This window comes from Thioreductor micantisoli, from assembly GCF_055392745.1.
In genome coordinates this window covers 117,529-143,608 of the sequence record NZ_AP043760.1, presented here as the reverse complement: position 1 = coordinate 143,608, position 26,080 = coordinate 117,529, and the positions used below count along the sequence as shown (strand labels likewise).

The 26,080-nt window shown below is 25.1% G+C and carries 22 protein-coding genes; 2 read left to right on the top strand and 20 right to left on the bottom strand.

Going from position 1 to position 26,080, the window contains the following annotated elements; all coding sequences use genetic code 11:
• Window positions 1-31: 31 nt before the first annotated feature.
• The 16 genes from ACZ5OA_RS00810 to ACZ5OA_RS00735 form a co-directional block, all read right to left on the bottom strand.
• Window positions 32-1,063, bottom strand: coding sequence for a DUF354 domain-containing protein (locus ACZ5OA_RS00810; protein WP_464907636.1), 1,032 nt, complete (start codon window positions 1,061-1,063; stop codon window positions 32-34).
• Window positions 1,064-1,091: 28 nt separating this feature from the next.
• Entirely contained in the window at window positions 1,092-2,009 is a 918-nt protein-coding gene (locus ACZ5OA_RS00805) for a UDP-glucuronic acid decarboxylase family protein (protein ID WP_464907635.1), read from the bottom strand.
• Window positions 2,006-3,289, bottom strand: coding sequence for a radical SAM protein (locus ACZ5OA_RS00800; protein ID WP_464907634.1), 1,284 nt, complete (start codon window positions 3,287-3,289; stop codon window positions 2,006-2,008). Before ACZ5OA_RS00800 ends, ACZ5OA_RS00805 begins: the two co-directional genes overlap by 4 nt.
• Before the next feature lie 82 nt (window positions 3,290-3,371).
• On the bottom strand, window positions 3,372-5,264 hold the full coding sequence (locus ACZ5OA_RS00795) for a hypothetical protein (protein WP_464907633.1): 1,893 nt from the start codon (window positions 5,262-5,264) through the stop codon (window positions 3,372-3,374).
• Window positions 5,257-6,477, bottom strand: a complete 1,221-nt coding sequence (locus ACZ5OA_RS00790; RefSeq protein WP_464907632.1) for an ATP-binding protein — start codon at window positions 6,475-6,477, stop codon at window positions 5,257-5,259. Before ACZ5OA_RS00790 ends, ACZ5OA_RS00795 begins: the two co-directional genes overlap by 8 nt.
• Window positions 6,470-7,186: a 3-oxoacyl-ACP reductase family protein gene (locus tag ACZ5OA_RS00785; RefSeq protein WP_464907631.1), complete on the bottom strand. Its 717-nt coding sequence runs from the start codon at window positions 7,184-7,186 to the stop codon at window positions 6,470-6,472. The genes ACZ5OA_RS00790 and ACZ5OA_RS00785 overlap by 8 nt, the downstream gene beginning before the upstream one ends.
• A complete protein-coding gene (locus ACZ5OA_RS00780; protein ID WP_464907630.1) occupies window positions 7,176-8,858 on the bottom strand; it encodes a thiamine pyrophosphate-binding protein in 1,683 nt (560 codons plus the stop codon). The genes ACZ5OA_RS00785 and ACZ5OA_RS00780 overlap by 11 nt, the downstream gene beginning before the upstream one ends.
• Window positions 8,858-9,889 (bottom strand): hypothetical protein, encoded by a 1,032-nt coding sequence (locus ACZ5OA_RS00775; RefSeq protein WP_464907629.1) that lies wholly within the window; start codon window positions 9,887-9,889, stop codon window positions 8,858-8,860. The genes ACZ5OA_RS00780 and ACZ5OA_RS00775 overlap by 1 nt, the downstream gene beginning before the upstream one ends.
• Entirely contained in the window at window positions 9,886-10,806 is a 921-nt protein-coding gene (locus ACZ5OA_RS00770; protein WP_464907628.1) for a hypothetical protein, read from the bottom strand. The genes ACZ5OA_RS00775 and ACZ5OA_RS00770 overlap by 4 nt, the downstream gene beginning before the upstream one ends.
• Window positions 10,803-12,818 carry a hypothetical protein gene (locus ACZ5OA_RS00765; protein WP_464907627.1) on the bottom strand — a complete coding sequence of 672 codons (2,016 nt, stop codon included), beginning with the start codon at window positions 12,816-12,818 and terminating at the stop codon, window positions 10,803-10,805. The genes ACZ5OA_RS00770 and ACZ5OA_RS00765 overlap by 4 nt, the downstream gene beginning before the upstream one ends.
• On the bottom strand, window positions 12,815-13,045 hold the full coding sequence (locus ACZ5OA_RS00760) for a hypothetical protein (protein WP_464907626.1): 231 nt from the start codon (window positions 13,043-13,045) through the stop codon (window positions 12,815-12,817). Before ACZ5OA_RS00760 ends, ACZ5OA_RS00765 begins: the two co-directional genes overlap by 4 nt.
• Window positions 13,033-13,800, bottom strand: coding sequence for a cytidylyltransferase domain-containing protein (locus tag ACZ5OA_RS00755; RefSeq protein ID WP_464907625.1), 768 nt, complete (start codon window positions 13,798-13,800; stop codon window positions 13,033-13,035). Before ACZ5OA_RS00755 ends, ACZ5OA_RS00760 begins: the two co-directional genes overlap by 13 nt.
• Window positions 13,800-14,654 (bottom strand): N-acetylneuraminate synthase family protein, encoded by an 855-nt coding sequence (locus tag ACZ5OA_RS00750; protein ID WP_464907624.1) that lies wholly within the window; start codon window positions 14,652-14,654, stop codon window positions 13,800-13,802. The genes ACZ5OA_RS00755 and ACZ5OA_RS00750 overlap by 1 nt, the downstream gene beginning before the upstream one ends.
• Window positions 14,655-14,861: 207 nt before the next feature.
• A complete protein-coding gene (locus tag ACZ5OA_RS00745; RefSeq protein ID WP_464907623.1) occupies window positions 14,862-15,773 on the bottom strand; it encodes a glycosyltransferase family 2 protein in 912 nt (303 codons plus the stop codon).
• Window positions 15,773-17,059 carry a hypothetical protein gene (locus ACZ5OA_RS00740; RefSeq protein ID WP_464907622.1) on the bottom strand — a complete coding sequence of 429 codons (1,287 nt, stop codon included), beginning with the start codon at window positions 17,057-17,059 and terminating at the stop codon, window positions 15,773-15,775. The genes ACZ5OA_RS00745 and ACZ5OA_RS00740 overlap by 1 nt, the downstream gene beginning before the upstream one ends.
• Window positions 17,056-18,978, bottom strand: a complete 1,923-nt coding sequence (locus tag ACZ5OA_RS00735; RefSeq protein ID WP_464907621.1) for a hypothetical protein — start codon at window positions 18,976-18,978, stop codon at window positions 17,056-17,058. The genes ACZ5OA_RS00740 and ACZ5OA_RS00735 overlap by 4 nt, the downstream gene beginning before the upstream one ends.
• A 113-nt stretch (window positions 18,979-19,091) precedes the next feature.
• Here ACZ5OA_RS00735 and ACZ5OA_RS00730 point away from each other — a divergent pair, with 113 nt between their 5' ends.
• A complete protein-coding gene (locus ACZ5OA_RS00730) occupies window positions 19,092-20,984 on the top strand; it encodes a motility associated factor glycosyltransferase family protein (protein ID WP_464907620.1) in 1,893 nt (630 codons plus the stop codon).
• Window positions 20,985-20,994: 10 nt separating this feature from the next.
• On the opposite strand, the gene ACZ5OA_RS00725 is transcribed toward ACZ5OA_RS00730, so the two are convergent.
• The 4 genes from ACZ5OA_RS00725 to ACZ5OA_RS00710 all read right to left on the bottom strand — a co-directional run bounded on the left by ACZ5OA_RS00725 (window position 20,995) and on the right by ACZ5OA_RS00710 (window position 25,608).
• Window positions 20,995-22,530: a flagellin B gene (locus ACZ5OA_RS00725; RefSeq protein ID WP_464907619.1), complete on the bottom strand. Its 1,536-nt coding sequence runs from the start codon at window positions 22,528-22,530 to the stop codon at window positions 20,995-20,997.
• Window positions 22,531-22,745: 215 nt separating this feature from the next.
• Window positions 22,746-24,281, bottom strand: a complete 1,536-nt coding sequence (locus ACZ5OA_RS00720) for a flagellin B (RefSeq protein WP_464907618.1) — start codon at window positions 24,279-24,281, stop codon at window positions 22,746-22,748.
• 87 nt (window positions 24,282-24,368) lie between these two features.
• On the bottom strand, window positions 24,369-24,974 hold the full coding sequence (locus ACZ5OA_RS00715) for a hypothetical protein (RefSeq protein WP_464907617.1): 606 nt from the start codon (window positions 24,972-24,974) through the stop codon (window positions 24,369-24,371).
• Window positions 24,964-25,608: a sigma 54-interacting transcriptional regulator gene (locus ACZ5OA_RS00710; protein WP_464907616.1), complete on the bottom strand. Its 645-nt coding sequence runs from the start codon at window positions 25,606-25,608 to the stop codon at window positions 24,964-24,966. Before ACZ5OA_RS00710 ends, ACZ5OA_RS00715 begins: the two co-directional genes overlap by 11 nt.
• A 100-nt stretch (window positions 25,609-25,708) precedes the next feature.
• Here ACZ5OA_RS00710 and panD point away from each other — a divergent pair, with 100 nt between their 5' ends.
• Entirely contained in the window at window positions 25,709-26,074 is a 366-nt protein-coding gene (panD, locus tag ACZ5OA_RS00705) for an aspartate 1-decarboxylase (RefSeq protein WP_464907615.1), read from the top strand.
• Window positions 26,075-26,080 lie beyond the last annotated feature (6 nt).

The window sequence follows — 26,080 nt, the reverse complement described above, 5'->3', positions numbered from 1 at the left end:
TTAACATATTTTACACAATTTCTAAAATGCTCTACTGCATTATATAATTTACTAATAAATCTACATTTACATCTAAAGTTTCTAAAATTTTTATATTTGGTTTTAATTTAAATTCAATAGCTTTTTTTATCAAATTCATTAATTCTTCTTTATTATTTGTCCAAAACATTAAATTATTATCTATTTGCCATTTATCATAATGACTTATAAAGCTTCTAGTTGAAATTGTTTGAGTTCCTAAAAAACAGCTTTCTGTATTTATTGTCCCTCCACCACCAATAAATAGATCAACATCTTTTAATAAATGTTGAAGTTTTATTTTTTCATCTATAACATAAGCAAAAGGAAACTCTTTTTTTAAATACTTACTTTCATATCTTGGAATAATAATAATATTTACATTAAACTTTTTATAAATTTCTGGTATAGCTTCATATAAAAAAGGATACTTTTTATCTACATAACTTGACTTGTATTCTTCTTCTCTTATTACAATAGAGAATTTATTTCTAATAATATTATATTTTTGATAAAAATTATTTACATAATTCTCATCATATTTAAAATCTTTAAGCCAAATAAATGGGTCTATAAAATTATATTCAATAATTTGCTCTTTTTCTAAACCTAATCTTAAATAAACTTCATCAGGTACAACAAAAGGTTTAAATACTTTTGTAGATAATGGAATCGAAAGTTTAATTTGTGGAAGAGCTAATTTTAAATTGTTAACATGCCCTTTAATAGGCATATCATAAAAATTTATAACTTCGAGTCCAAGTCCAAAGCCAACTCTACTAACATCGACCACACTTCCACTCACAACTTTTTTTATTCTATATTTTTTAATTATTTCAATTAATTTTATTTGCCTATCAATACTTGCTTTTAATTTACTTTCTAAATTATCCCCACCAAATTCACCAATAGAAATATAATCCATTTCATATAAATCTAAAATATCATTAAGCTCTGTATAACCCTTTCCACTTCTTGATGTTATTACTACATTTATATCTATATTTTGTAATTTTTTAATAATAGGTATAAAAAAAGAGTCCATTTTCCCATATCTAAATCAAATAAAATATTCATATTTCAGTTTTAAAATATTTAATGGTTTTTTTTAAACCTTCATCAAAAGATATCGTAGGAGACCAATTTAATAAATTTTTAGCTTTTTTAATATCTGGTTTTCTAACTTTTGGATCATCTTCAATTGCATCTAAAAATTTTAATTGACTTTTAGAATCAATTAATTTAATAATTTTATTAGCAACTTCCAATATTGAATATTCCTCAGGATTTCCTAAATTGATAGGACCAAAACACTCAGAATTCATCATTTTAATTAACCCATTTACCAAATCATCAACATAACATAAACTTCTTGTTTGTTTTCCATCTCCATAGATTGTAATATCTTCATTTTTCAAAGCTTGAATTATAAAATTACTTATTACTCTACCATCATCAACTCTCATATTTGGGCCATAAGTATTAAAGATTCTAACTATTTTTATATCAATATTTTTCTCTCTTTTAAAATCACTACAAAAAGTTTCAGCACATCTTTTTCCCTCATCATAACACGACCTAATACCAATTGTATTTACATTTCCAAAATACTCCTCTATTTGAGGATGAATTAAAGGATCTCCATAAACTTCACTTGTGGAAGCTTGGAGTATTTTGGAATTATATTTTTCTGCTAATTCTAAAAGATTAAGAGTTCCTAAAACTGAAATTTTTGTTGTATAAATAGGATATTTAAAATATTGTTTAGGAGAAGCAGGGCAAGCTAAATTATATATTTCATCAACTTTTATATCTAATGGTTTTGTTATATCATGATTAATAAATTTATAATTTTTATGAGAAATAATATTTTTTGTTTGTCCTGTAAGTAAATTATCTACACAAATTACTTCATTTCCATCATTCAATAATTTTTTACATAAATGACTACCTATAAATCCAGCACCACCTGCAATTAATATTTTTTTCAATTTATAACCTTTAATTGTTCTTTAATATAGAATTTAGAATCAGTTATCTCTTTTCCTATTTTAATAGCTTTTGCTTCATCCATTCCAAAGACTTCTGCATAATCTCCATGAAATCCATCACATATATCTTTTATATCACAATTTTGGCAAGTTTCACATTTTTTATAATTTGTATGTTTCTCTGCTCTTAATTTTGCATTATTTTTATATAAAAGTTCTTTTGGTACATCGGCACTAAATAGCTTTAACATTAATTCAAATATTTCATAATCACTTACATCTCTGTAATAATGTTTTTTTGTTTCATACTTACTCCACTCACTAAAATCTACACCATTATATTTATTTAAATTATAAAGTAAAATAGGGATTGGCTTGTCTAACTCATCTGAATTTGATTTTTGATTAAATCTTGTTGTCCATGTCCAGGAATTAAAATCCCATTCGTGATGATCATATGAAAGTTGTTGAAAATTATAAATATTTTTTCTATACTTTTCATTCAACATACAAATAGGAAAATATCTTACATTAACTTCAATATCATTTTCTTCTAATAAATCAATTGCTTTTTGTAAATTTTCTTTTAAATCACTATATTTAGGTACATCTATTAAATTTCTTTTCCCTTGCTGATCCGCAAAAGGATTAAAAGCAATAAAATTAACAACACTACTTCCTGTTTCTATTGCCAATTGAGCTATATCTACCAATTGATTTCCTGCTTCTTTTGTCATAGTGCAATTAAGTCTAAAAGGAATTTCTAATTTTTGAAGATTATAAATAGCTTTCATCTGTTTAACACTACCATTTTTCAATCCAACTATTCTATCATAAGTCTCTCCAATAGCGTGAATACTAACTAAAAAATCTTTAACTCCAGCATCTTTAAATTTTTTAGCCATATCAATATCTGCTAAAACAATAGCATTTGTAATCAAAGTAGGTTCTAATCCTATCTCTTTGCAATAACTTATAAGTTCACAAATATCAGGATAGATTGTAGGCTCTCCACCTTGAATATCAACTGCATTATTTACATAAACATATCTTAATGTATGCATTATTTTTTTTGCTTTTTCTAAACTCATAAATTGGTGTTCTGGATGTTCTTTGTTATCAATTTTATCTCTAAAATAACAAAAATAACAATCTAAATTACAAGTTTGTCCAAGCCATACAACACCTCTTTTTGTAATAGCTTTTTCTTTTGTTAATATTTGTTTTTCATTTTGCCTATTTTTATATAAATAAATTTGTTTTGCTTCTTCTACTCTCATTTGTATTCCTTTTCTTTATTTATTATTACATCAAATTTAAAATTCATTTAAGTCCTTTAAAAACTTTCAAAAATATTATATATCATATTTTTACACCATACCTCAATCTAAACACTTTATTCTTACTCACTTTCAAAGTATTATCTAACTCTTGAACTCCAAAAAATACTCTTGTTAGATATTTATCATGATCATAACTATTTTGAAGCATTACAAAAGGATATGAAACTTCTCTATCTATTTTAAGTTCACAAATTATGTTTTCATTTATTCCAAATCTTAATATACCATCCGTAACACCTATTCCACCACTACTACTTTGGATTAATGATCTTGCTTGTGAATGTTCTATTTTAATTTTATCATTTATATAAAATTTCTCATACTCTTTACCACCATTTTTACATTCGTACCAAAAGTTACTTTTTTTATCTTGTGGCAGTAATGTTAATGTTCCTAACCTTATACTTCCATTTATAAAATGATTCAACTTAAGTTTTATATCTAAAATAAGTTTACATGCATTTAAATCTATTATCCAACTTTTATATTCAATAGCTATATCTTTCATTTTTATTATTGTAGATAATTTGTATTTATTTTTATAAATTTTATTAAAGCTATATTTTTCTACTTGTGGTAAATCTGCAAGTTTTTGCATATCTGCTGATTCTATAGTAGTAGTCCCTGTGTAAAAATCTGCACCATGAGTAATATAATCCAATTCACCGTGTTTTACTGTTCCAAATTGTAATTTTTTATTTTTTTTATAAATTTTATCTAGTGTAAGCCCTTTTTGTTTATCAAAAATTATTTTATATCCATTTTTTTCAAATATTAATTTTTTATTTTTTTCAATTAATTTTACATCATTATTTAATATTTGATAATTTTTATTTTCTTTTACTAATTTGCTTTCCAAAAATTTTATAGCTTTTTCCCATTTTTTTAAAGTTGTATGTGTTCTATAATCACTTCCCCAATATTGCAATAATTTTTTATCTATCCCTTTTTTTATATAATAATTATAACACAATGTATTAATATAATTTGCTCCTCTACCACAGGCTACCCAACGGCTTAATGAATATTTAGATTGTTTTTTTACAATTATTGGATTTGCAAATGTCGTTAAGTCTAATTCTATGTTTTCATCCAAAATATTATTTATAACCTCTGAAGGTAAATAAAATTTACCAAAATTTTTTAATTTTTTAATAATTTTAACAATCATTTCCCATTCATCTATTTTTATTCTTACCTCAGCTTCAAACCTTCTTGGACGAAAATTAAAAATTTCTAAATCAGAACTATATATTGGCAAAGCTTTATATCCTAAATCTATATACCTTTTTAAAGTATCTATATATTCATCAATACAATACTCCTGATGTACAACTTTTTGAAACTGTTGAAATAAAATAGTATCTGTCCATAAAATAGGCAAACTACTATTTAATCCTTTAGCAATTACAGGCCTAAAAGCATACTCTTTTTTCCAAAATCCTCTTGGATGGATTGAATAAGCATTATTCCATTCCATTACAATAGCTTTATATCCAACTTCACTATACATATCTATCATAGATTTTGAAAAAACCTGTTCATTTATATATGCAATTGTAGGCGTTATATCTAATATCTTTTTATATACTTCTAATCCTATTTTTTGATTTTTAATATTTATCTTATAAGGAACTATTGGACCAATAATTTGCATATATCCACTACCAATTAATTCAATTAAACCTTTTTTATAAAGATTTTTAAATTTTTCTATCCAATGTGGTTTTAATTCTTGAATTTTTTCTAAGCTATAAGCATTCAGTTCTAAACCAATTTTTAAATTTTCTTTTTCAACAAGATTTAATAAAGGAAAATAAGTTTCATCAATAACCTTTGGTAAATCCTCCTCTTCTATAGATGAAAAAGCTAAATTTCCATGATATATTTTGTAAAATATTTTACTATTCAAAAACTATCTCCACATTATCTAAATAATTTTGTGCATTAAAAATTGCATCTTCTCTGTTATTCCCTTTAGCAATAGCAAAACCTAATCTTTTAGCATGATCAGTTGTTTTACTACTCACCTTATCCCCTACTTTAACATGAAAATTTGATAATATCATATTATTATCCTTTTGGGGGAAATTAATTTTTTTGACTATCCCCCTTTTACCATCTTCAACAAATTTATATCTTAAACTAACATAATTATTTTTAGTTTGAATTAATTCTTCTCTATTAATTTTCATATTCATATGAAGTTTTATAGCAATTTTTATAAAATCAATTCCTGTATTTTTCGGTATTTCTACGGTTGAAAAATTACCACCAGAAAGTCTTAGTGCAAACTCTATAATATAAACCTTATTATTATGTATAACAATATCACCCTTTATTATACCATTTTTTATATTTAATCTTTTTGAAATTACTTTAAGATAATTCGTCAATTCAATTTTATATTTCTCTTTCATAAAAATTGATGGCAAATCTCCACCATTTTCTATAATATTTGGTAAAAATTTATCCATATCTATATAATTCCTATCTGCAAATCCAATATTATAAATTTCACCATCTATTACAAAAGATTCAGTACTGATTTGTGGACCATTTAAATAATTTTCAACTTGAACTTTTTTTTGTTTGCTAAATTCAAGTGCATAATTATAATACTGTTCAAGATTATTCATCTTATCTACATAACTTATACCACGAGCTGCTGAATTATCTACAGGTTTGATTACTACAGGCAAACCATAATTAGCAATAAATTCTTTAATTTCTACAACATTTTTTACCATTTTATAATCAGGAATTGCTATATTGTATTTTTTCATAAATTCTTTAGCTAAAAATTTATCCTCACTTAATTTTGCACTATTATATGGAATAATATAATTTACACCTAAAATATCAGCTGTTTTTGCTATTATTGAAGCAATATCAACTCCAAAAGCTATAACTCCATCAACTTTTTTTGATAATTTATTTTTTATAAAATCTTCAATTTGCTCAAAATGCTTTATACTAACCATATAAAATTCATCCGAATATTTTTTACCTTCAGCATTTGGATTACCATCTAAAACAATAGTATAAATCCCCATTTCCTTGGATTTTAATATTCCAGGAATTTGGTCAATTCCAGCTCCAAGTATTAATAAAGTTTTATCCAAAATACATACCTCCATTTGTATTAATAGTTTGCCCTGTTATATAAGAAGCATCATTTGAGGCTAAAAACAAAGCAATTTTTGCTATCTCTTCTTTTGTTCCAACACGACCTATTGGAATATTTTTAACTTTTTCTTTACCAGCTTCAGTTTGAAGTTCCATTTTACTCATATCAGTCTCAACTAAGCCTATTGCTATTGCATTTGAAGTTATATTATATTTTGAATATATCTTAGCTATAGATTGAGTTAAATTAATCAAAGCAGCTTTTGAAGCAGCGTAATGCACTTGATTAAAACCTCCCCATTGCCCTCCAATAGATGTAATATTTATAATCCTACCCCATCGTTTCTTTATCATATCAGGTAATACTTCTTGAGTAATTCTAAAAGCACCTTGAAGATTAATATTTAACATATTAAACCAATCCTCATCCTTAATTTCTAAAAATGGCTTTTCTTGTGCAATAGCTGCATTATTTACAACAATATCTATTGTTTGTCCAAAATAATGTTCGATTTTACTAATTGCCTCTTTAACCAATTTTCTATTTGATATATCAATTTTAACACAAAATTTATCATTCATTTCTTTAGGGATAGTGTTGTTATATCCATAAACAACATTATAATTTTGCTCATAAAAACAATCAGCAATAGTCTTTCCTATCCCTCTACTTGCACCAGTAACAAATACTAATTTACTTTTCATAATACCACATCTCATTTAATTTTTGTCCACCAAGTAACATAGGTGACACTACCGCATCATGTTTAATCTTTACTTGCAATAACGAAGCCTTATTAGAAAAAATCCACTTTGATATAATATTTTCATCCAACTCATCCATATAATAAGCATCTATACCATAAGCATTAGCAATTTTTAAAAAATCAGGATTTTTAAAATCTCCAGTGGTTGGATCATCTTTAAATGTTATATTTTGAAATTGTGATACAATTCCTAATCTCCTATTATCTAAAACCAAAATTTTTAGATTTAACTTCAATTCATTAATTAAAGCCAATTCTTGAATATTCATTTGAAATGATCCATCACCATCTATGCATATAACTTGCGCATCTCTTTCTAAATTTTTTAATCCTATGGATACAGGTAATCCAAATCCCATTGTTCCATGACCCGCAGAAGTAAATAATCTTTTCCTTTCATTATTAAATTTAATGTATCTTGCTACCCAATGTTGATGAGAACCAACTCCCGTTGTAATATATGTCTTCTTATTATTAGTAATTTTATCAATCAATTCCAAAATTTCTTGTGGATTGATACCGTTTTCATTACCAATATCATTTAAAGTATTATTATTCTTTATCTGCTTTATCATTCTTTTCCAATTTTCAAGTGGTAATTTTTTTATTTTTGATGAAATTAAATTTATATATTCAATAATAGGCAAATTGATCTTTAAAGTATTTTTTATTCTACATTTTTGTAATTCATTCATATCTATATCAAGATGAATAATATTTTTTTTATCTAATACATGAGTTTCTGAACCAGTTTGTCTAATATCTAATCTACTTCCAAACACAATAACAGTATCAGCTTCATATAATATTTTATTTGCCCAAGGTGTTCCTGTATGTCCAATCCAACCAGATAAAGTCATATCATCTATTACTCCTAGTCCTCTTAAACTGGAGATTACAGGAATATCAATGCTTTTTACAAAACTTCTCACTTCTTTCCAGTTTTCTTGTGCACCACCACCAACTAAGATTACAGGCTTTTTTGAATTATTAATGATATCTATACTTTTATCTATCAAATCATTATCTATATTATATTTATAATTGTTAACATCAAGTTTAGACAAATCAAATAAACTATTTAATTTATTATCATCAATCTTTTGAAGTTGAATATCCATTGGTAAATCAATAAGAACTGGTCCTTTTCTATTTGAATTGGAAATAATATAAGCTTGATGAATAACATCTGATAATTCTTCAATATTTTTAGGTTGAAAAGTTTTTTTTGTAATATCTTTTACCATATTTATAATAGGAACCTCTTGAAATCCTCTTTGTCTTATTTTATTACTTCTATTGAGATCAGAAGTTCCAACTTGTCCCGTTAAAACAATCAAAGGAATACTATCATAATATGCATCTGCTATAACTGTAATAACATTTGTAGCTCCTGGTCCACTTGTAACCGTTACAAAAGACGGTTTACTCAATAATAATGCTTCAGCTAATGCCATATACCCTGCACCTTGTTCATTTTTAGCTACAATTAAATCTATATTAACTCTTTTACACTCATGAAGAAGAGGTGCAATTGTTCCACCTGGATAAACATACAATCTCCCACTTTTTTTCTTTATAATTTTAGCTATAATTGCCGTTGCATACATTAATTTACTCCTATTTCTATTATATTATCTTTTTCTTCTCTTGACAAAAAAATAATATTTTCACATTTTGAAAAATATTGCTTTTTTATTTCTTCTTCATAACCTATTGCGCTGATAATAATTTTATCATATGATTTAAAATCGACTTTTTTTATATCTAATATAGTTTTATTATTAAAAACCAATCTGATTTCTTCACTTAAACCACTTGCTACATCAATATTTTCTAAATTTATATTTTTTAAAATTATATTTGCAACAGTACCACAGCCATATATTAATATTTTATTATATTGTTGTAATAATTGTCTTAAAGAATCTGAAATAGTATTATTATAAATAGGAACATTATCTATGTTACTTAAGTATTTATTTACTACTTTATCCCATAATTTTTTTTCTATTAACCAACTTATAGAACTTAATTGTTTATCCTTTTTTTGTTTGCTTGATATACTATAATGATATAATTTATGCCCTAAAACTATCACCTTAAAAGAATATTTCTTTGCAATAGCACAAAAAAGCAATTCTCCCCATCGATTATAACCATCTACTGGAAAATGTTTTATTGTACCCAATACTCGCTTTTTGATATACATAGCACATCCAACAATAGTATCACATTTCCTATAAGATTTTAATTTAATATCTATATTTTCATTATACATATATGGCCTATATGTTAATTTTCCATTAACCTTAATAAAATCAAATCCACTATTATGGAGTTTATTTTTTTTAGGATTAATCATAGAAAAGCCTATAATATCACCTTTATTTAAATTCTCTTTTAAATGTTTATACCAATTTTTTATTAAAATTATATCATCTGCAATTATCAATAAGTCATTATTAGAATCTCTTTTTGTAAGTACATGATTTAAAGTTTCCTCTCTTGTATCAAGTTCATTAATTATATGTATATTAAAATATTTTATATCAACAATATCTACTGTTTCATAAAAAGACCTTAATGTTCTATTTAAATAATCAATATTTAATGTTTTAATAAAAAACAAATCTATCATCTAATTGTTCCATCATATTTTTCAAATATATTTTTCTCATTTAAATACAATTGACAATAACTTTTTTTAAAATTTAAATTATGCTGTTGATAATCTTTTAACATTCTATAAGGGGGATCCATACCTATATCCAGAGCTACATATTCAAAGTTTTTATTAATTATTACATCAAATTTAATTAACCAATTTTGCATATTTAGTTTTTCTATTAAATTTTTTAGTTTATTTAACACTTTTGAATTTTTAACTAAATTTATTTGATAATCATTATCATCATTTATCTTATTTACATCAAAAGAATATATCGTAAATTTATCACCAAATATATTTAATCTAATATGTTCTCCAAAAAACTCTTCTTGTAAAATATAATATTTTTGGAAATATCTATCTGTTTTCCAATTAATATCTATATTATGATAATTTTTTTTCATAAATTTATAAATATAATTTGGATTTTTACTATTATCAGATTTTAGATAAAAATTACTATTATATAATTGAGTTTTTAAAATACTATCTAATTCTTTTTTTGTTTTAATATACCATGTTTTTGGTATATTAATATAATTTTTTTCAAAATAAGTATAAAATAATGACTTATCTAAACAAATTTTTATATCATTAAAGCTTGGATAGTTTATATTAAATTTTTTTGCAAAATAAGCAGCACCTAAGTGTGCAAATTGTAATGATGCTGTAAATACTTTGTCTTTGGAAGTAAAATTTTCTTTTTTTCCAATTTCAATTAATGCATCATAATCATTATATCCATATTTATAAAATTTATTTACAAGTTTAACTCCTGGAGCTTTTTCATTTAAATCAGTTCCAATTATGTAAAATCCCATTTGTTTTATTTCATTTATATAAGACACTTGATTAAAATTAAGTCCTAAAAATAATACTTTTTTCATACTTGTTGTCCTTGTTGATTATCTATACATATACCATTCTTTTGTAATCTGTTTAATTCTATATCTAAACTTATAAAATTATCAAATTGCTTCATATATACATTTTTATATAATTCATAGTTATTTAAATTTATTTTATATTGTTTTGCTTTTTTTTCAAATATCATAATGGCAATTTTTGGTTTAGTATGTAGTGTTTTAGGCTTTTTATTAACTGCAAAACTTATATTTTCTTCAAATATATTATAATCATACAGATATGGTATAAAAATGTCATTAACTTTATCTCCTCCTATTTCAGTATGAACTTCATATATTTTAGCTATTTTTCTATTTATATCTATTTTCATAGCAGTTTGTAAAAAACCATTTTGTATATTCAATTTTTCTTTCATTATTTTAAATGTCTGTTTAGCTAATTTTTCATAATTATTTGAGACTACATACCATCCTATACCATCAAAATGAGGTTTACCTGATGAAATTTCTCCTATAGTTGCAATATGTATTATCTCTTTATCATATACAAAGTCAATTGAAACTATATCTCTTCCCCTTAAATATTCTTCTATATTTACCTCTTTAGTTTCAGATACTTTTTTAGCTATATTTAGAGCTTTTTTTAATTCACTTTTATTACTGCATAGATTCATAGCAATATGTGATACAACTGTTTTAGCAGGCTTTACAAAAACTGGAAAATTTATTTTTATATGATCAATATTATCATTTTTTACTGTAATAGTCTTAGGTGAAGGAATATTTAAACTATTGAGTTTTTTCATTAGCAATGATTTATTAGAAAATATAGTAGTATTTTCTATATCTAATGCTCTTAATTTAAATATATTTGCTGTTTTCGCAACAGTGACAGTTGGTTCCCCAGTAGCTCTGGTAAGAATACCAACTATATTTATTTTCTTATTTTTTAACTTTTTTATAGTCTCATTGGCATTATAAGTACTAATGTTGAAAAATATATTGCTAATCTCTTTTCCTTTTGCATTATCATCTAAATCTGTTGAAATAACTTTATAACCAAATTTTTTTATCTTCTTTATTAGAGGAACTTGTGCATTTCCTGCTCCAATACTAATAAAATATTTATTATGATTTAATATAACATCAATAATTTTATTATTTTGCAATGAAAACTTTATTTGTTTATATAAATCTAAATATGTTATCTCTTTGATATTTTCCTTTTTATATTTTTTAGCATATTTATTTTTTTCAAAATATTCACTAGCACTCCAATGATCTTCATCTAAACATATATGAATAGCTGGTATTTGCATAGCAAGTAATTCATAAGCACTTATACCAAAAGAAATAATTCCAAAATCAATTTTTGTTAAAAACTTTGCCATATTTTTTATATCTGAATAAACTTTAACTTTAGGATTTATATTTTTAAGAATATTATAATCCTGATGATTTTTTTTTATAATAACAGATATATTAAACTTTTGTTTTAATAACAGTAACTGCTTTACTGCTGATAAAGTTAAATTATGTACATCTGTTCCACCCATCATTACTAAAATATTTGGAATTTCATTTTTAACTTTTTCATATTTTTTATAAAACTCTTTTCTTAAAATAACATATTCAAAACCTTGATAAAGTTTACCTTTATATTTTTTTTTGTCTATTTTTGCATGTGGAGGATAAAAACATAAATCACACTCTTTTGCATATTCATTTGGTGAATCTATAGCTACTGTTAAAATTCCTTTTTCTTTTAATTTTTTAATAGTTTCTTTTGATAATCCATCTCTAACATCACCAATAAATATATCAAATTGAACATTGAGAATTGAGAATTGAGAATTATATAAAAATTCAAATTTTTGTTTTTTAACTTTATCTATGACTATCCTATTTTCATTTATCACAAAATAAACTTTATACCCCTCATTTCTAAAATCATTAGCCAATGCTAAACATCTTGTTAAATGTCCAAGACCTATTTGTTTTGAAGCATCAACTTTAATTAAAATTTTTTTCATGATGTTAACCTATAAAATCCTCTTCTTGCTAAATGAGATACTAATTGTTTTAATGTTTCCTCTTTATTATCTTTTATCAAAGATAATTCATCAATAACTTCTTTCATATTTTTAAGATATTCTTGAACTATCTCAGAAGTGTGAGCAAAAGATGGTTTAAACTGATTCCAAGAAAGGTAACTTCTTTTTAGCATTTTTTGAGTAAATAATGTATTTAATTTTCCCATAGTTCTTCATAGCCTTCTTTTCCAATAAAATGTGAATTTTGTTTAAATAATTCTTGATTTTGTTTAAAAAAGTTCAATACATCTCCAATAGTAAAATCATTTTTTAATAGATATAATGTTTCATATATTTTTTTTATAATCACAAAATCTTCTTTATTATCTACTGTCAATCTTATATATGAATAATCTTTATCACTTTTTAAAGATCCTATTTTAAAAATATCCCTATTTCTCCAAATATATGGTGTTACATGTTCTCTATCTGATAATTTAGTAGCATTATTATATGCTCGTTCTAATACTTTAAAACTAAAGCATTCTGCATCTAATCCATTTGGAAATCTTTTTTCTTCTTTTATAGCTCCTGCACCTGCTGCAATTCCCACATGATCAAAATTTCCTTTTTGATACAAATCATATAGTTGATTTATCAAAATAGGGTCTACTAACGGGCAATCTCCTGTTATACGATATATTATATCTGCATTATACTTTTTTGCAGCACTATAAAATCTATCAAGTACATCATTCTCACTACCTTGAAAATAGTTAATGTTATACTTTTTGCAAAATTCTACTATCTCTTTATCTTGATGTTTATCAGATGTTGCAACAACAACATTATCTACATTTTTAGCTCTTTTTACTCTTTCTACAAGATACCATAACATTGGTTTATCCATAATTTTTAATAAAACTTTTCCAGGTAATCTAGTTGATCCCATTCTTGCTTGTATAATTGCTACTCTATTCATTAAAAATTCTCTCTAATTTTTTTAAGTGGTCTTAGTCCATCACTTGGATCCCTTCTCCAATCACGATCAGCAAATTCACTTGGTTCTGGTTTTTTTATGCCATTTCCATCTGCTAAAAAACCATCATTTATTAATTCGATAGTATTTTGTATCTGATCTGGCAACCAACAATGCCCTGATGCATACTCTTCACCTTTTCCATCTAAATCTAAATGAAACTCTACTATTGTTGCATCATATTTATGTATAGCTCTATATAATACTGCTGAAGATACAGAATGATCAGATAAACCAACATCACATTTAAAAGCTTCTCTTAAAGTATGAATTGCAGATACATTTGCTTCATTTATTGGTGTTGGATATCCTGATACTGCATGCAAAAGAGTTAATTTCGAATTGCTATTGTTTTTAAAAACTTCAACTGCATGTTCAATCTCACATAAATTAGCCATCCCAGTAGAAAGTACCAAATCTTTGCAAGTTTTAGCACATTCTATAATTAAATCATCCCATAATAATTCATATGAAGCTATTTTGTAAAAATCTACATAAGATTCTAACTCTTTTACCGCTTCAAGATAAAAAGGAGTACATGTAAAATCTATACCTATTTTATGAGCATAATTACTTAATTCTTCAAAAAATAAAATTGGTAATTCCCAATTTTTTCTTTTTCTATGCTCTTCACTTTTTGCTAATATTTCAGGTGCAAATAATTTATCAATTTTAAATAGTTGAAATTTAACGGCATCACATCCTATTTCTTTTGAAACTTTTATAAACTCCTTTGCTCTTTCAATATCTTGTGAATGGTTACTTGAAACTTCAGATATAAAATAAGGTTTTCTCATCTAGTTGGCCTCCAAATACTGCATAATCTATTTCTTTAATATTTTTTATAAAATTCCATACTGAATTTAAAGTGTCATTTTAAACTTTAATATTTCATTATGATATTGCAAAACAATAGTTTAATTATATCAAAATAACTATCTATTTATAGATATAAGTAATAAACCTTGTAAATGAATAAATCTAATATAAATTTCAATATCTTGTTATTTTAAAACTGTTTTATTATTTAAATAAAAAGTTAAAATTTTTTTCGTAATTTCTATTTTTTTCATTATAGGAGATTTCATCTCAAAAAATAAAACTTCTAAATATTTTTTTAATATAAATTTATCAATATAAGTTTTCGTAGTAAATTCTAAAAATAGATTATAAGGATTCTCAAAAAATCTTTTATCAATATCAAGCTTATTAATTAACTCTTTTTTTATTTTATATAATATAATTTCTCTATAATACTTATAATCATATGTGTATTTATCTTTATTGCAAGCAAATAAATTTTCACCATGAATCCTATATTTACTTAGTTTTTTATTGATAAAATATATATTAGACAACATACCTGCACTAAATACAATATAATCATCAGCTCTTATTTTAAAAAATTTTTCATATTTTATAGGAAAAATTTTATTTGCTAAATCTCTTGATAATGATATATTAGAAGTCGAACTACCAGTAAAATATGTTACATAATACACTAAAAAAAGATTATACCCACCATAAGGAAAATAATTTTTATAAAATTTTTTATTTCCTATTACTTCATAATCATTGATTATATATTCATAACCATTTCTATAAGCATTTATTATTTCACTCAATTTATTTTTTTTAAAAACATCATCACTATCTATAAAAGTTAAAACTTCTCCTTTACTATTATTAAAACCTACATTTAACGCACTTGCTTGGCCACCATTTTGTTTAAAAATTGGTTTAATTCTATTGTCTTTTTTTGCATACTCTTCAATAATTTTTTTTGAGTTATCACTACTTCCATCATCTACTATAATTAATTCAAAATTAGTATATGTTTGATTTAATACACTTTCAATAGCTTCTTTTATAAAAGATCTATAATTATAATTATCCATAATTACTGAAACTAACATTAATTAACCTTTTTTATTACTATTAAATGTTCAAAGACTAATGACATTTTATAGTGATTTTCAAAATAATATACCAATACCTTTTTTATAATAGCTTTATTATAGTTCATAACAATAACACCATTTTTACTCGTATTTTTAAATAAAAATTCAAATAATTCCTTCAAAAACAATTCATCTTCTTCATTATTATTTAAATTTATATTTACATATATTAAATTTAACCTATTTTCAAATTTTTTTAAATTTTTAAACTGTTCTTTAGAATTTATTATTAGTATATCACCTTTTTTTTGATATAAATATTCAATATATCTTTTTTTATGTCCTTCGATATCACCTAAATATAAATATTTTTTTGACCGAAAAATATATTCTAAAAAAAATTTAGAAAATTTTCTTTTTATAAACTTGTATTGATGTTTAAACCATTCTTTATACAAAATAGCCGTAACTAAAAATTTGTTTTCTCTATCAGAAAGTACACCAAAATACCTTTTAAGTAAATCTTTTTGTTCTAATGTAATAGACTCATTTAAGTTTAAAAACATTTTGTCTAAATCATTTTTTATAAGAACAACACCTTTTCCTCCATATAAAAAAAAAGGAATTCCTAAATCCAATGCATAAAATACATAAGAACCCATTCGATTTGAGGATACATATTTAAATTTTTTTAAAATATTATAAAATCTTGGAATAAAATCATATCTTGAACCATGTCCAACAGTTGTTATATTAAATCCATTTTCATAAAATATTTTATGATATCCTTTATGAACATCCCTAAAATAAAAGCATAGTACAATAGGATGAAATCTTTTAGGTAATTTTTTTAGTTCGTTTATATATTTCTCAATTTTACTTTTTGACCATATATCATCTTCATCATCTTTTGATATCGAATGAGATGGAAAGATCAATGTACCACTAGCATTTTTATCTTGTTTAATATTAAATCTTTCTTTAAATAATATAAAAGGACTACCAACAACTATATTATGTTTATATTTATTATTTCTTTTATTAAAACTAAAAAAATAATCAGTATCCTGTAAAACATCATTTACATCAGGATTATATAAAGGATAATATAATTCATTATCCCGATATATACCATGTTGTAAAGTTATATATAAATCAAAAATATGTGGATAATAAAACAATTTTTTAAGCCAATAACCTTGAGAATAAGACATTTCTGCATAATCCGTATATCTCTTTGGATTTGCAGGCCAAATACATAATTCTTCTACTTCTTTTGGAGTTAAAATTATACTTTTCATTTTAATATATTAAATATTTTGTCCAAATTAACTTTTTTATTAATTCTTGATTCATATTGTATATTTCCAACATCTTTTCTTAATTTATGGTTTTTTATCACACTATTTACTTTCTGGATATATTCTTTCGGATATGTACCTAATGGAATAAAATCTAGTTTAGATGTAAAATAATTATAAAAATAATCGTAAACACCTTTACTTAAATTAGAAGAATCATTATAAAAAATAACACAACCTTCTTTAGCCATAAATTCATTTTTACTTTGTCCCTGTTCTAAAGGAAAACTATCAGGCCACACATCAATAACCCATCCATACATATGAGAATTGACTTGTCCTGTAAAAACTACTCTTTTTAAATCAATATTATATTTAAGCATTAGTTTTTCTACATTTTTTTTATGACCATCTCCACAAGCTAAATATATTGTATTTGGATTTTGTTCCATAATTTCTGACAAAGTTTTAATATACTCTTCGGATTCTAGTTTTACAAGTCTTCCAATCGTTCCTAATATTACAGTATCTTCTCCAAAGCCTTCAATCAATGATTTTTTTAGAAGCTCTCCTCTTATTTTATCTTCATTAGAACCTACTAAAAACTCTTCTGCCATAGGAACATTAAAAACTTTCCATTTATGATTTTTACACTCTTGCTCGAAATGAGAAATTCTAATGTCAATATTTTCAACTTCACTTGTGCAGTTTCCATGAGACCAAAATAGTTGTTTTGGTGCTGAGCGATTAGAAAAAATAAAATTTGGAATATCATATCCAAATCCACTTACTAAATAATCAATTTCATCTTTTATAATTTTATCTCTTAAAACCAAAGCTTTTGTTAAATGTGAATAATAAAGTCCATCTTTTATAAAATAATCAACTGGTGAATAAAACTTAATCCCTAAAGATTTTAATGAATTAATAATATTTTGATTTTCCATATCTTTATCAAGATAATTCATAGAATAAACGAAAATTTCATACTCTTTATTAAATTCTTCATTATCTAATAATGCTTTAAATAAAGAATATTCCACCATAAAAGGAGAATTTAACACCATCCTATCAAATAAAAATCCTATTTTTTTCTTACTATTTGAAATTTCATTTTTACAAGGTTTTAGTTTTTGAGCTTCTCCCCATTTTTTATAAAATTTGCTTGCAGGTTTTTCTACTCTTTGATTGAAAACTTCCCATTCTTTAATTGTCTGAATATTATTTCCATAAATATGATAAGTAAAAAAATGAATATACATTTGTTCTTCTATCATATTTTGTTTGATACATTCATCTAATAATTTTACTAAATCATCAAAAATAGTAAGCCATATTTTATTATTATACATAACTGGAATATTCCATAATATAGTTAATGAATTTGCAAATATAGCTCTCTTAGAAATTTTATCTAAATTAAAAAATTTATCTATCTGAATAAATTCTCTTATACTATTTATTATTATTTCATCACTAATCTTTATATTTTTATCTTGAAAAAAATTTATGAAATATTTACCTTCTTGATTATCCATCAGTTTATGAGTATGTAAGACTAAACCTCTTTTGATATATTCGCTGGCAGCATCTGTGCCTACTTCAAAAAATTGTAATATAAACAACACATTATTCAATAAATATTTTTCTACATCTGAAGAAGAATCATAATAATCATTTAAAACTTTTATATTTTGCTCAAAAAATTCATCATTACTAATCTCTAAACTTTCATCATAAAAAATATTATAAAGTTTGATATAAAAACTAGGAGGAATATCTCCTTCTTTTAAAAACAGTTCTTTAATTTTATCTTTTATAAGATTAAAGAATTCTTTTTTATCACTAATTTTTATATTTTTATCTTCAATCAATTTTATAACTAAATTATTTAATTCTTCTTTTGTGTTAATTTCCATAAAATACCTTCTATAAATTATACTTGCCTAACTACATACATCGGTAATATTTAATATTTATTAAGGTAAAATTATATCAAATTATGACGATATAAAAATAAAAAAGGTAAGTAATGACAACTTTTGAGAAAAATATAAATGTACTAAAAAAGAATAAACCAAATTTAGCAAATAAACTTTTACAAATAAATCCAAATAATCTAAATTATGAAATTTATCAAGGAGAAAATGATCCTGCTCAAATAAATTATATAAATAAAAAAACATTTAAACCAATTTATGACAACCCTTTAAAAGATACTGAAAAAAAAATAAAAGAGATTGAGAAATTTGGAAAATATCCTATATTATATTTTTTTGGATTAGGAAATGGTATTTTTTACAAAATGATATTAACTAATAAACTTCTTGAAAGGGTAATTGTTTACGAACCAGATATAGAAATAATATATATTACATTAAATATATTAGATTTATCTGAAGAGATTGAAAAAGGAAAAATTGTTTTATTTTTGAGCGAAGATTATTTTTTCCCCCAAGCTTTAAATATTTTAGAAAACTGGAATTTTAGGTTTTATCTAAAATTATATGATTTAAACATATTAACACCTTATTATGCTAAATATACTGAAGAAATATTTAAAATAAATGATTTAAATATAAGAGCTATAAAACAGATTATTATTAGTCACGGAAATGATGCAACAGATTCTTTAATTGGAATCAACCACCATTTACACAATATTCCAGAAATGATAAAAAATTACAAATTTAAACATTTAATAAACAAAAAAAATTCAGATATTGCTGTTATTGTAGCAACCGGCCCATCTCTTACAAAACAATTACCTATTTTAAAAGAAATTCAAGATAAAGTAACAATTATTTCAGTAGATGCTTCTTTACCTATTTTAGAAAAACATAATATAAAACCAGATATTGTAACAGTATTAGAAAGAGTAGAATTAACATCAAAATTTTTCAAAAATACAAGTAATGAATTTATGAAAGATATTATTTTTGTAATAGCTTCACTCACTCATAAAAAAACAGTAAAAGAGATTAAAGGTAAAAAAGTTATAACTATGAGACCTTTCCCATTTAATAGATATTTTAATATGCCAGAATTTGGATATGTAGGTGTAGGAATGAGTTCGGCAAATATGGCTTATGAATTAGCTTATATAATGAATTATCCTATAACAATTTTAATAGGTCAAGACCTAGCTTATGGTGATGGAGTATCTCATGCAAAAGGACATGTCTTAGGCGTTGATGAAGTAAAACAAACAGAAAATGACTTGTATGTTACAAAATATGGTGGAGATGGTATTGTAAGAACAAATAAAGTATGGACTTGGTTTAAAAACAATTTTGAAAAAGCAATTTATGATGCAAAAGATAAAATGCTCACATTTAATTGCACAGAAGGTGGAGCAAGAATTGAAGGGGCAAAAGAAATTCCTTTTAGAGAAATAACTAAAGATTTAAAACAAACTAAAAAAGAAATTAAATTAAAATTACCACCAAAATCAAATATTGATAAAAATTTTACTAAAGTAATTAAAAAAATTGAAGATGCCATCATTTTTGGTAAAAAGAATCAAGAAAAAATCGAAAAACTTTATGTAAAAGTAGCTAAAACTTGGGATAATTTAGTATATCTAAATAAAACTAATCAATTAGAAAAAATAAACTTTAAAAAACTTTATAAATTATCTGATGAAATTGATAAATTAAAAAATATTTTTAACAATAAAAAATTTCAAAAACTATTTTTAGATATAACTCAGTCATTTATTGTGAATTATGAACTTGATTTAGCAAAAATCCAAGTAAAAAAAGTTTATACAAAAGAAGAAAAACAAGCTCAAATAGTAGATTGGATTATGAAACATAAAGAGTGGCTATTTACATTAGCAGGTGCCATAGACACAGTAATTTATAATATGAAAAAAGAATTAAAATATATTAAAAAAGAGTATCAAAACTTCAAAGAGGATTAATCCTCTTTGTTTATTGAAGTAACTTCATTACATTTTGTTGAACAGCATTAGCTTGACTCATTGCATAACTTCCTGATTGTGCTAATAAATTATGTTTATTAAAGTTCGCACTTTCACTTGCAAAATCAACATCTCTGATTTGACTCTCAGCTGCTTTTACATTTACTTGTGTAACTGAAATATTATTTATTGTTGATGTTAATTGATTTTGAGTTGATCCTAAACCACCTCTAATCTTATCAAGCATTTTTTGTGCACTTTCTGCTATATCCATGACAGCCATTGCACCTTTTAGTGTTGTTACACCTGAGCTTAATCCATTTGCATTTTTTGTAACCATTGCTGCATTTGCATTTGCACCCATTGCACTCGCTTGATCTGCACTAAAACTACCTTTTATCGCTCTTAAGTTAATTGTAGCTTGTGCTACTGCCGCACCTGCACTCATTCCAATTGATGAAAGACTAGTTCCAGCTACTTGAATATCTCTTGCATCAAGTCTTGTAAGTGTAAGTCTCCCAACCACTACATCTTTTCCTGCTCCTGCTGAAACAGCTGAAAAATCTCCACTTCCTAAAACTGTTGCTCCAGCCGATGCAGTACTTATATCTATTGCTCTACCATCAGTTGAATTTAAAACTAATTTTCCAGATTCATCTACACTTGCTTCAACTCCTGTACTTTCTTTTACTGAATTAATAGCATTTACTAGATTTCCATTTTTATCATTTGCTGCAACTGTAATATCTCCTACTGCTACACCATTTATTTTTAGACCTTGTAATGTCCCAGATGTTATAGCGCTTGATCCTTCACCTTCTACTTGCCAAGAAGCTCTAACTCCTGTTGCATCTGAATTCTTATTGATTGTTTCTGCCAATACTCCTATTCCTGTCCCTGCGCTTGTTGAAATACTTACTGATTCTAAGCTTACATCATTTACTCCATTTGGAGCTTTAAAAGTAAGTTGTACATTTTGAAGTGCAGATCCACCATTTGAAGCTTTAACAATAGCTCCTGTTTCAAATCTTGTAGCACCAATCTTATCACTACTTGTAGCTCCAATACTTGCTTTTACTACTGTATTTGAATATGCTCCTATTTGAAATTCTTTGTTTGTAAATTGCCCTGACAATAAATTTTTCCCATTAAATGAAGTTGTTCCTGCAATATTATCAAGCTCTCCCATTAATTTTGTAATATCATTTTGAAGTGCTTTTCTTGTATCTGTAGTTTGTCCATCTTGCGCGGCTTGTATTGCTTTTGTTTTGATTGTATCAAGTATTTTTACTTGTTCATCCATAGCTTTATCTGCTGTTTGGATAATCCCAATACCATTATTTGCATTTTTAATAGCTTGTCCAAGCCCATCTGCTTGACTCCTTAAATTATCTGCAATTGCCATTCCTGCAGCATCATCTGCTGCTTTGTTAATTCTAAGACCACTTGATAATTTTTCAAGTGAATTACTAAGAGCACGATTATTAGCTAGTGCTGAAGCATGTGCATTTAATGCTGAAACATTTGTATTTATTCTAAATCCCATAACTTTCTCCTTAAATTCAGCAATTTCTTGCTTTTGAAATTACTAAAAGCAAAAGCTATTCCAAAAATAGTATTTAAATAAATTAAAGAAGATTTTATAGTCGATTGTTTGAAGAAAAAATAAGAATGAAATAAAAATAAGAGATTGCTACAAAATCATAGCAACCTCTCAATTATTTATAAAAACGTAAATCGCAGTTTACACCACTTTAATGATTATTGAAGTAATCTCATTACATTTTGTTGAACAGCATTAGCTTGACTCATTGCATAACTTCCTGATTGTGCTAATAAATTATGTTTATTAAAGTTCGCACTTTCACTTGCAAAATCAACATCTCTGATTTGACTTTCAGCTGCTTTTACATTTACTTGTGTAACTGAAATATTGTTTATTGTTGATGTTAATTGATTTTGAGTTGATCCTAAACCACCTCTAATCTTATCAAGCATTTTTTGTGCACTTTCTGCTATATCCATGACAGCCATTGCACCTTTTAGTGTTGTTACACCTGAGCTTAATCCATTTGCATTTTTTGTAACCATTGCTGCATTTGCATTTGCACCCATTGCACTCGCTTGATCTGCACTAAAACTACCTTTTATTGTTCTTAAGTTAATTGTAGCTTGTGCTACTGCCGCACCTCCACTCATTCCAACTGTTGCAATATTAGTTCCAGTCACTTGAATATCTCTTGCATCAAGTCTTGTAAGACTAAGTCTCCCTACAATTACATCTTTTCCTGCTCCTGCTGAAACAGCTGAAAAATCTCCACTTCCTAAAACTGTTGCTCCAGCCGATGCAGTACTTATATCTATTGCTCTACCATCAGTTGAATTTAAAACTAATTTTCCAGATTCATCTACACTTGCTTCAACTCCTGTACTTTCTTTTACTGAATTAATAGCATTTACTAGATTCCCATCTTTATCATTTGCTGCAACTGTAATATCTCCTACTGCTACACCATTTATTTTTAGACCTTGTAATGTCCCAGATGTTATAGCGCTTGATCCTTCACCTTCTACTTGCCAAGAAGCTCTAACTCCTGTTGCATCTGAATTCTTATTGATTGTTTCTGCCAATACTCCTATTCCTGTCCCTGCGCTTGTTGAAATACTTACTGATTCCAATTGTACATTATTTTTACCATCTACTGATAAAAACTTCATTGAAACATCTTTAAGTGCAGATCCACCATTTGAAGCTTTAACAATAGCTCCTGTTTCAAATCTTGTAGCACCAATCTTATCACTACTTGTAGCTCCAATACTTGCTTTTACTACTGTATTTGAATATGCTCCTATTTGAAACTCTTTATTTGTAAATTTCCCTGACAATAAATTTTGTCCATTAAATGAAGTTGTTCCTGCAATATTATCAAGCTCTCCCATTAATTTTGTAATATCATTTTGAAGTGCTTTTCTTGTATCTGTAGTTTGTCCATCTTGCGCAGCTTGTGTTGCTTTTGTTTTGATTGTATCAAGTATTTTTACTTGTTCATCCATAGCTTTATCTGCTGTTTGGATAATCCCAATACCATTATTTGCATTTTTAATAGATTGTCCAAGCCCATCTGCTTGACTCCTTAAATTATCTGCAATTGCCATTCCTGCAGCATCATCTGCTGCTTTGTTAATTCTAAGACCACTTGATAATTTTTCAAGTGAGCTACTTAACTCTCTGTTGTTCAATTGTGCTGCAGCATGTGCATTTAATGCTGAAACATTTGTATTTATTCTAAATCCCATTTTAAATCCTTTTATATGGTTTTTTTGGTGACATCCTTGTCATCCTTGTAAACTATATCGGAATAAAAAAAAATTTTTTAAATATTTTTATATTTTTTTTATAAAAGGTATTAAAAGTTCTTCTGTTTTGTTTGTTGATTTTATTTTAATTCCAATAACAGAATATTGTTTATTGGCTACTTTCATTTTTTCTCCAAGCATAAATTTAACTATAACTTTTAATTTTTTCTCATTGTTAAATTTTGATAAAACCGAATTTATTTCATCTATTAAAGACTTTTTATCTGCAAAAAATTCAGGAATATCTACATCAAACAAATCTTCAAACTCTACTTTTGTATCTAAAAAAACATAATTTCTACAAAAATCTAAAATGAAAAAAATATTTATTTTTGTTAAACCTTCTATTTTAATTTTTTTAACAGGAAGCAAGCTTTTATAAAATTTAATCCCTATTTCATTTTCTTCATATCCTATACTAGCACTTATAAACTCAAATTTATTAAATTTAAAATGCCCATTTATAGTAACAAACTTATCTTTTAAATTATTTATAGCAAATTCAAAAATTTCTTTTTCATTTACAAAAGATAAAAAATATTCTGCCTCATTATTTAAATATTTTATTCTCCCTTTCTCATTAAAGACAATAAAAGGATTTATGTCTTTTTGAACCCATATATCAAATTTCACATTGACTCCATTTTTTAGCTAATGTTCCTCTATTAATTTTAAGAGCTTTAGCCATTTGTAATTTTGAATGATATTTCTTCATAAAAGCTTGAAATAAGCCTTTATCAAATATTTTTGACGCTTCATCATAACTCATTTCATTTTCACTAAAAAATTCTTCAATATATTTAACTAATTTAGTTTTAGTTATTTTATCTTGCAAAAATGATTTATAAATAGATTTTTTTAGTGAATTTAGATTCTCTCTTATATCAATATTTACCTCAGCTTCCTTTTCTATTTTTAAACTTTTTTTTACTTCGTTTGTAAAATATTTTGTAAATTCTTTTACATCTTCCATGCGTTTATCTAAATTATCCAAAAATATTTCAGCTGTAATATCATATTTCTCTTTTATATTTTCATTCAAAGCAATCGTCCCTACAGCTACAATTCTTTTATTTGTTTTAATAAACTCTTTTAATTCATCAAACTTTTCTATAATTAAGTCATCTTGATTTGCTATAAAATTTGCTAAAAAAGTTTTACCTGTCCCAGATTCGCCATAGATATATATATTAACATCTAATTCTTTAAGCATAAATGCCAATTTTTTAATTTTTTTGCTTTTCTCATCTTGGGCAATAAATTCCATTTTAAACCTTGTAACTTTTTTAATTTTTTGTTATTATAATATAAAAAAGTATTGAATTTCTAATAAATTTTTATATAAAAACAAAATAGAAGGAAAAAATATGACAATACCTATGCTATATAGCAAAATCCATCGAGCCACAGTTACTGATGCTAATTTAGAATATATAGGTTCAATTACAATAGATGAAGAACTTATTGAGGCAGCTAAACTGAGAGTTGGACAAAAAGTGGATATCGTAAATATCAATAATGGTGAGAGATTTTCTACTTATGTATTAAAAGGTAAAAAAGGTAAAAAAGATATCTGTTTAAATGGTGCAGCTGCTAGAAAAGTGCATAAAGGTGATAAAATTATCATTATTGCTTATGCAAATATGGATGAAAATGAAGCTAATAACTTTAATCCATCAATCGTAATCGTAGATGATGATAACAATATAATTGAACAATTATCAAATTTATAAGGAGCT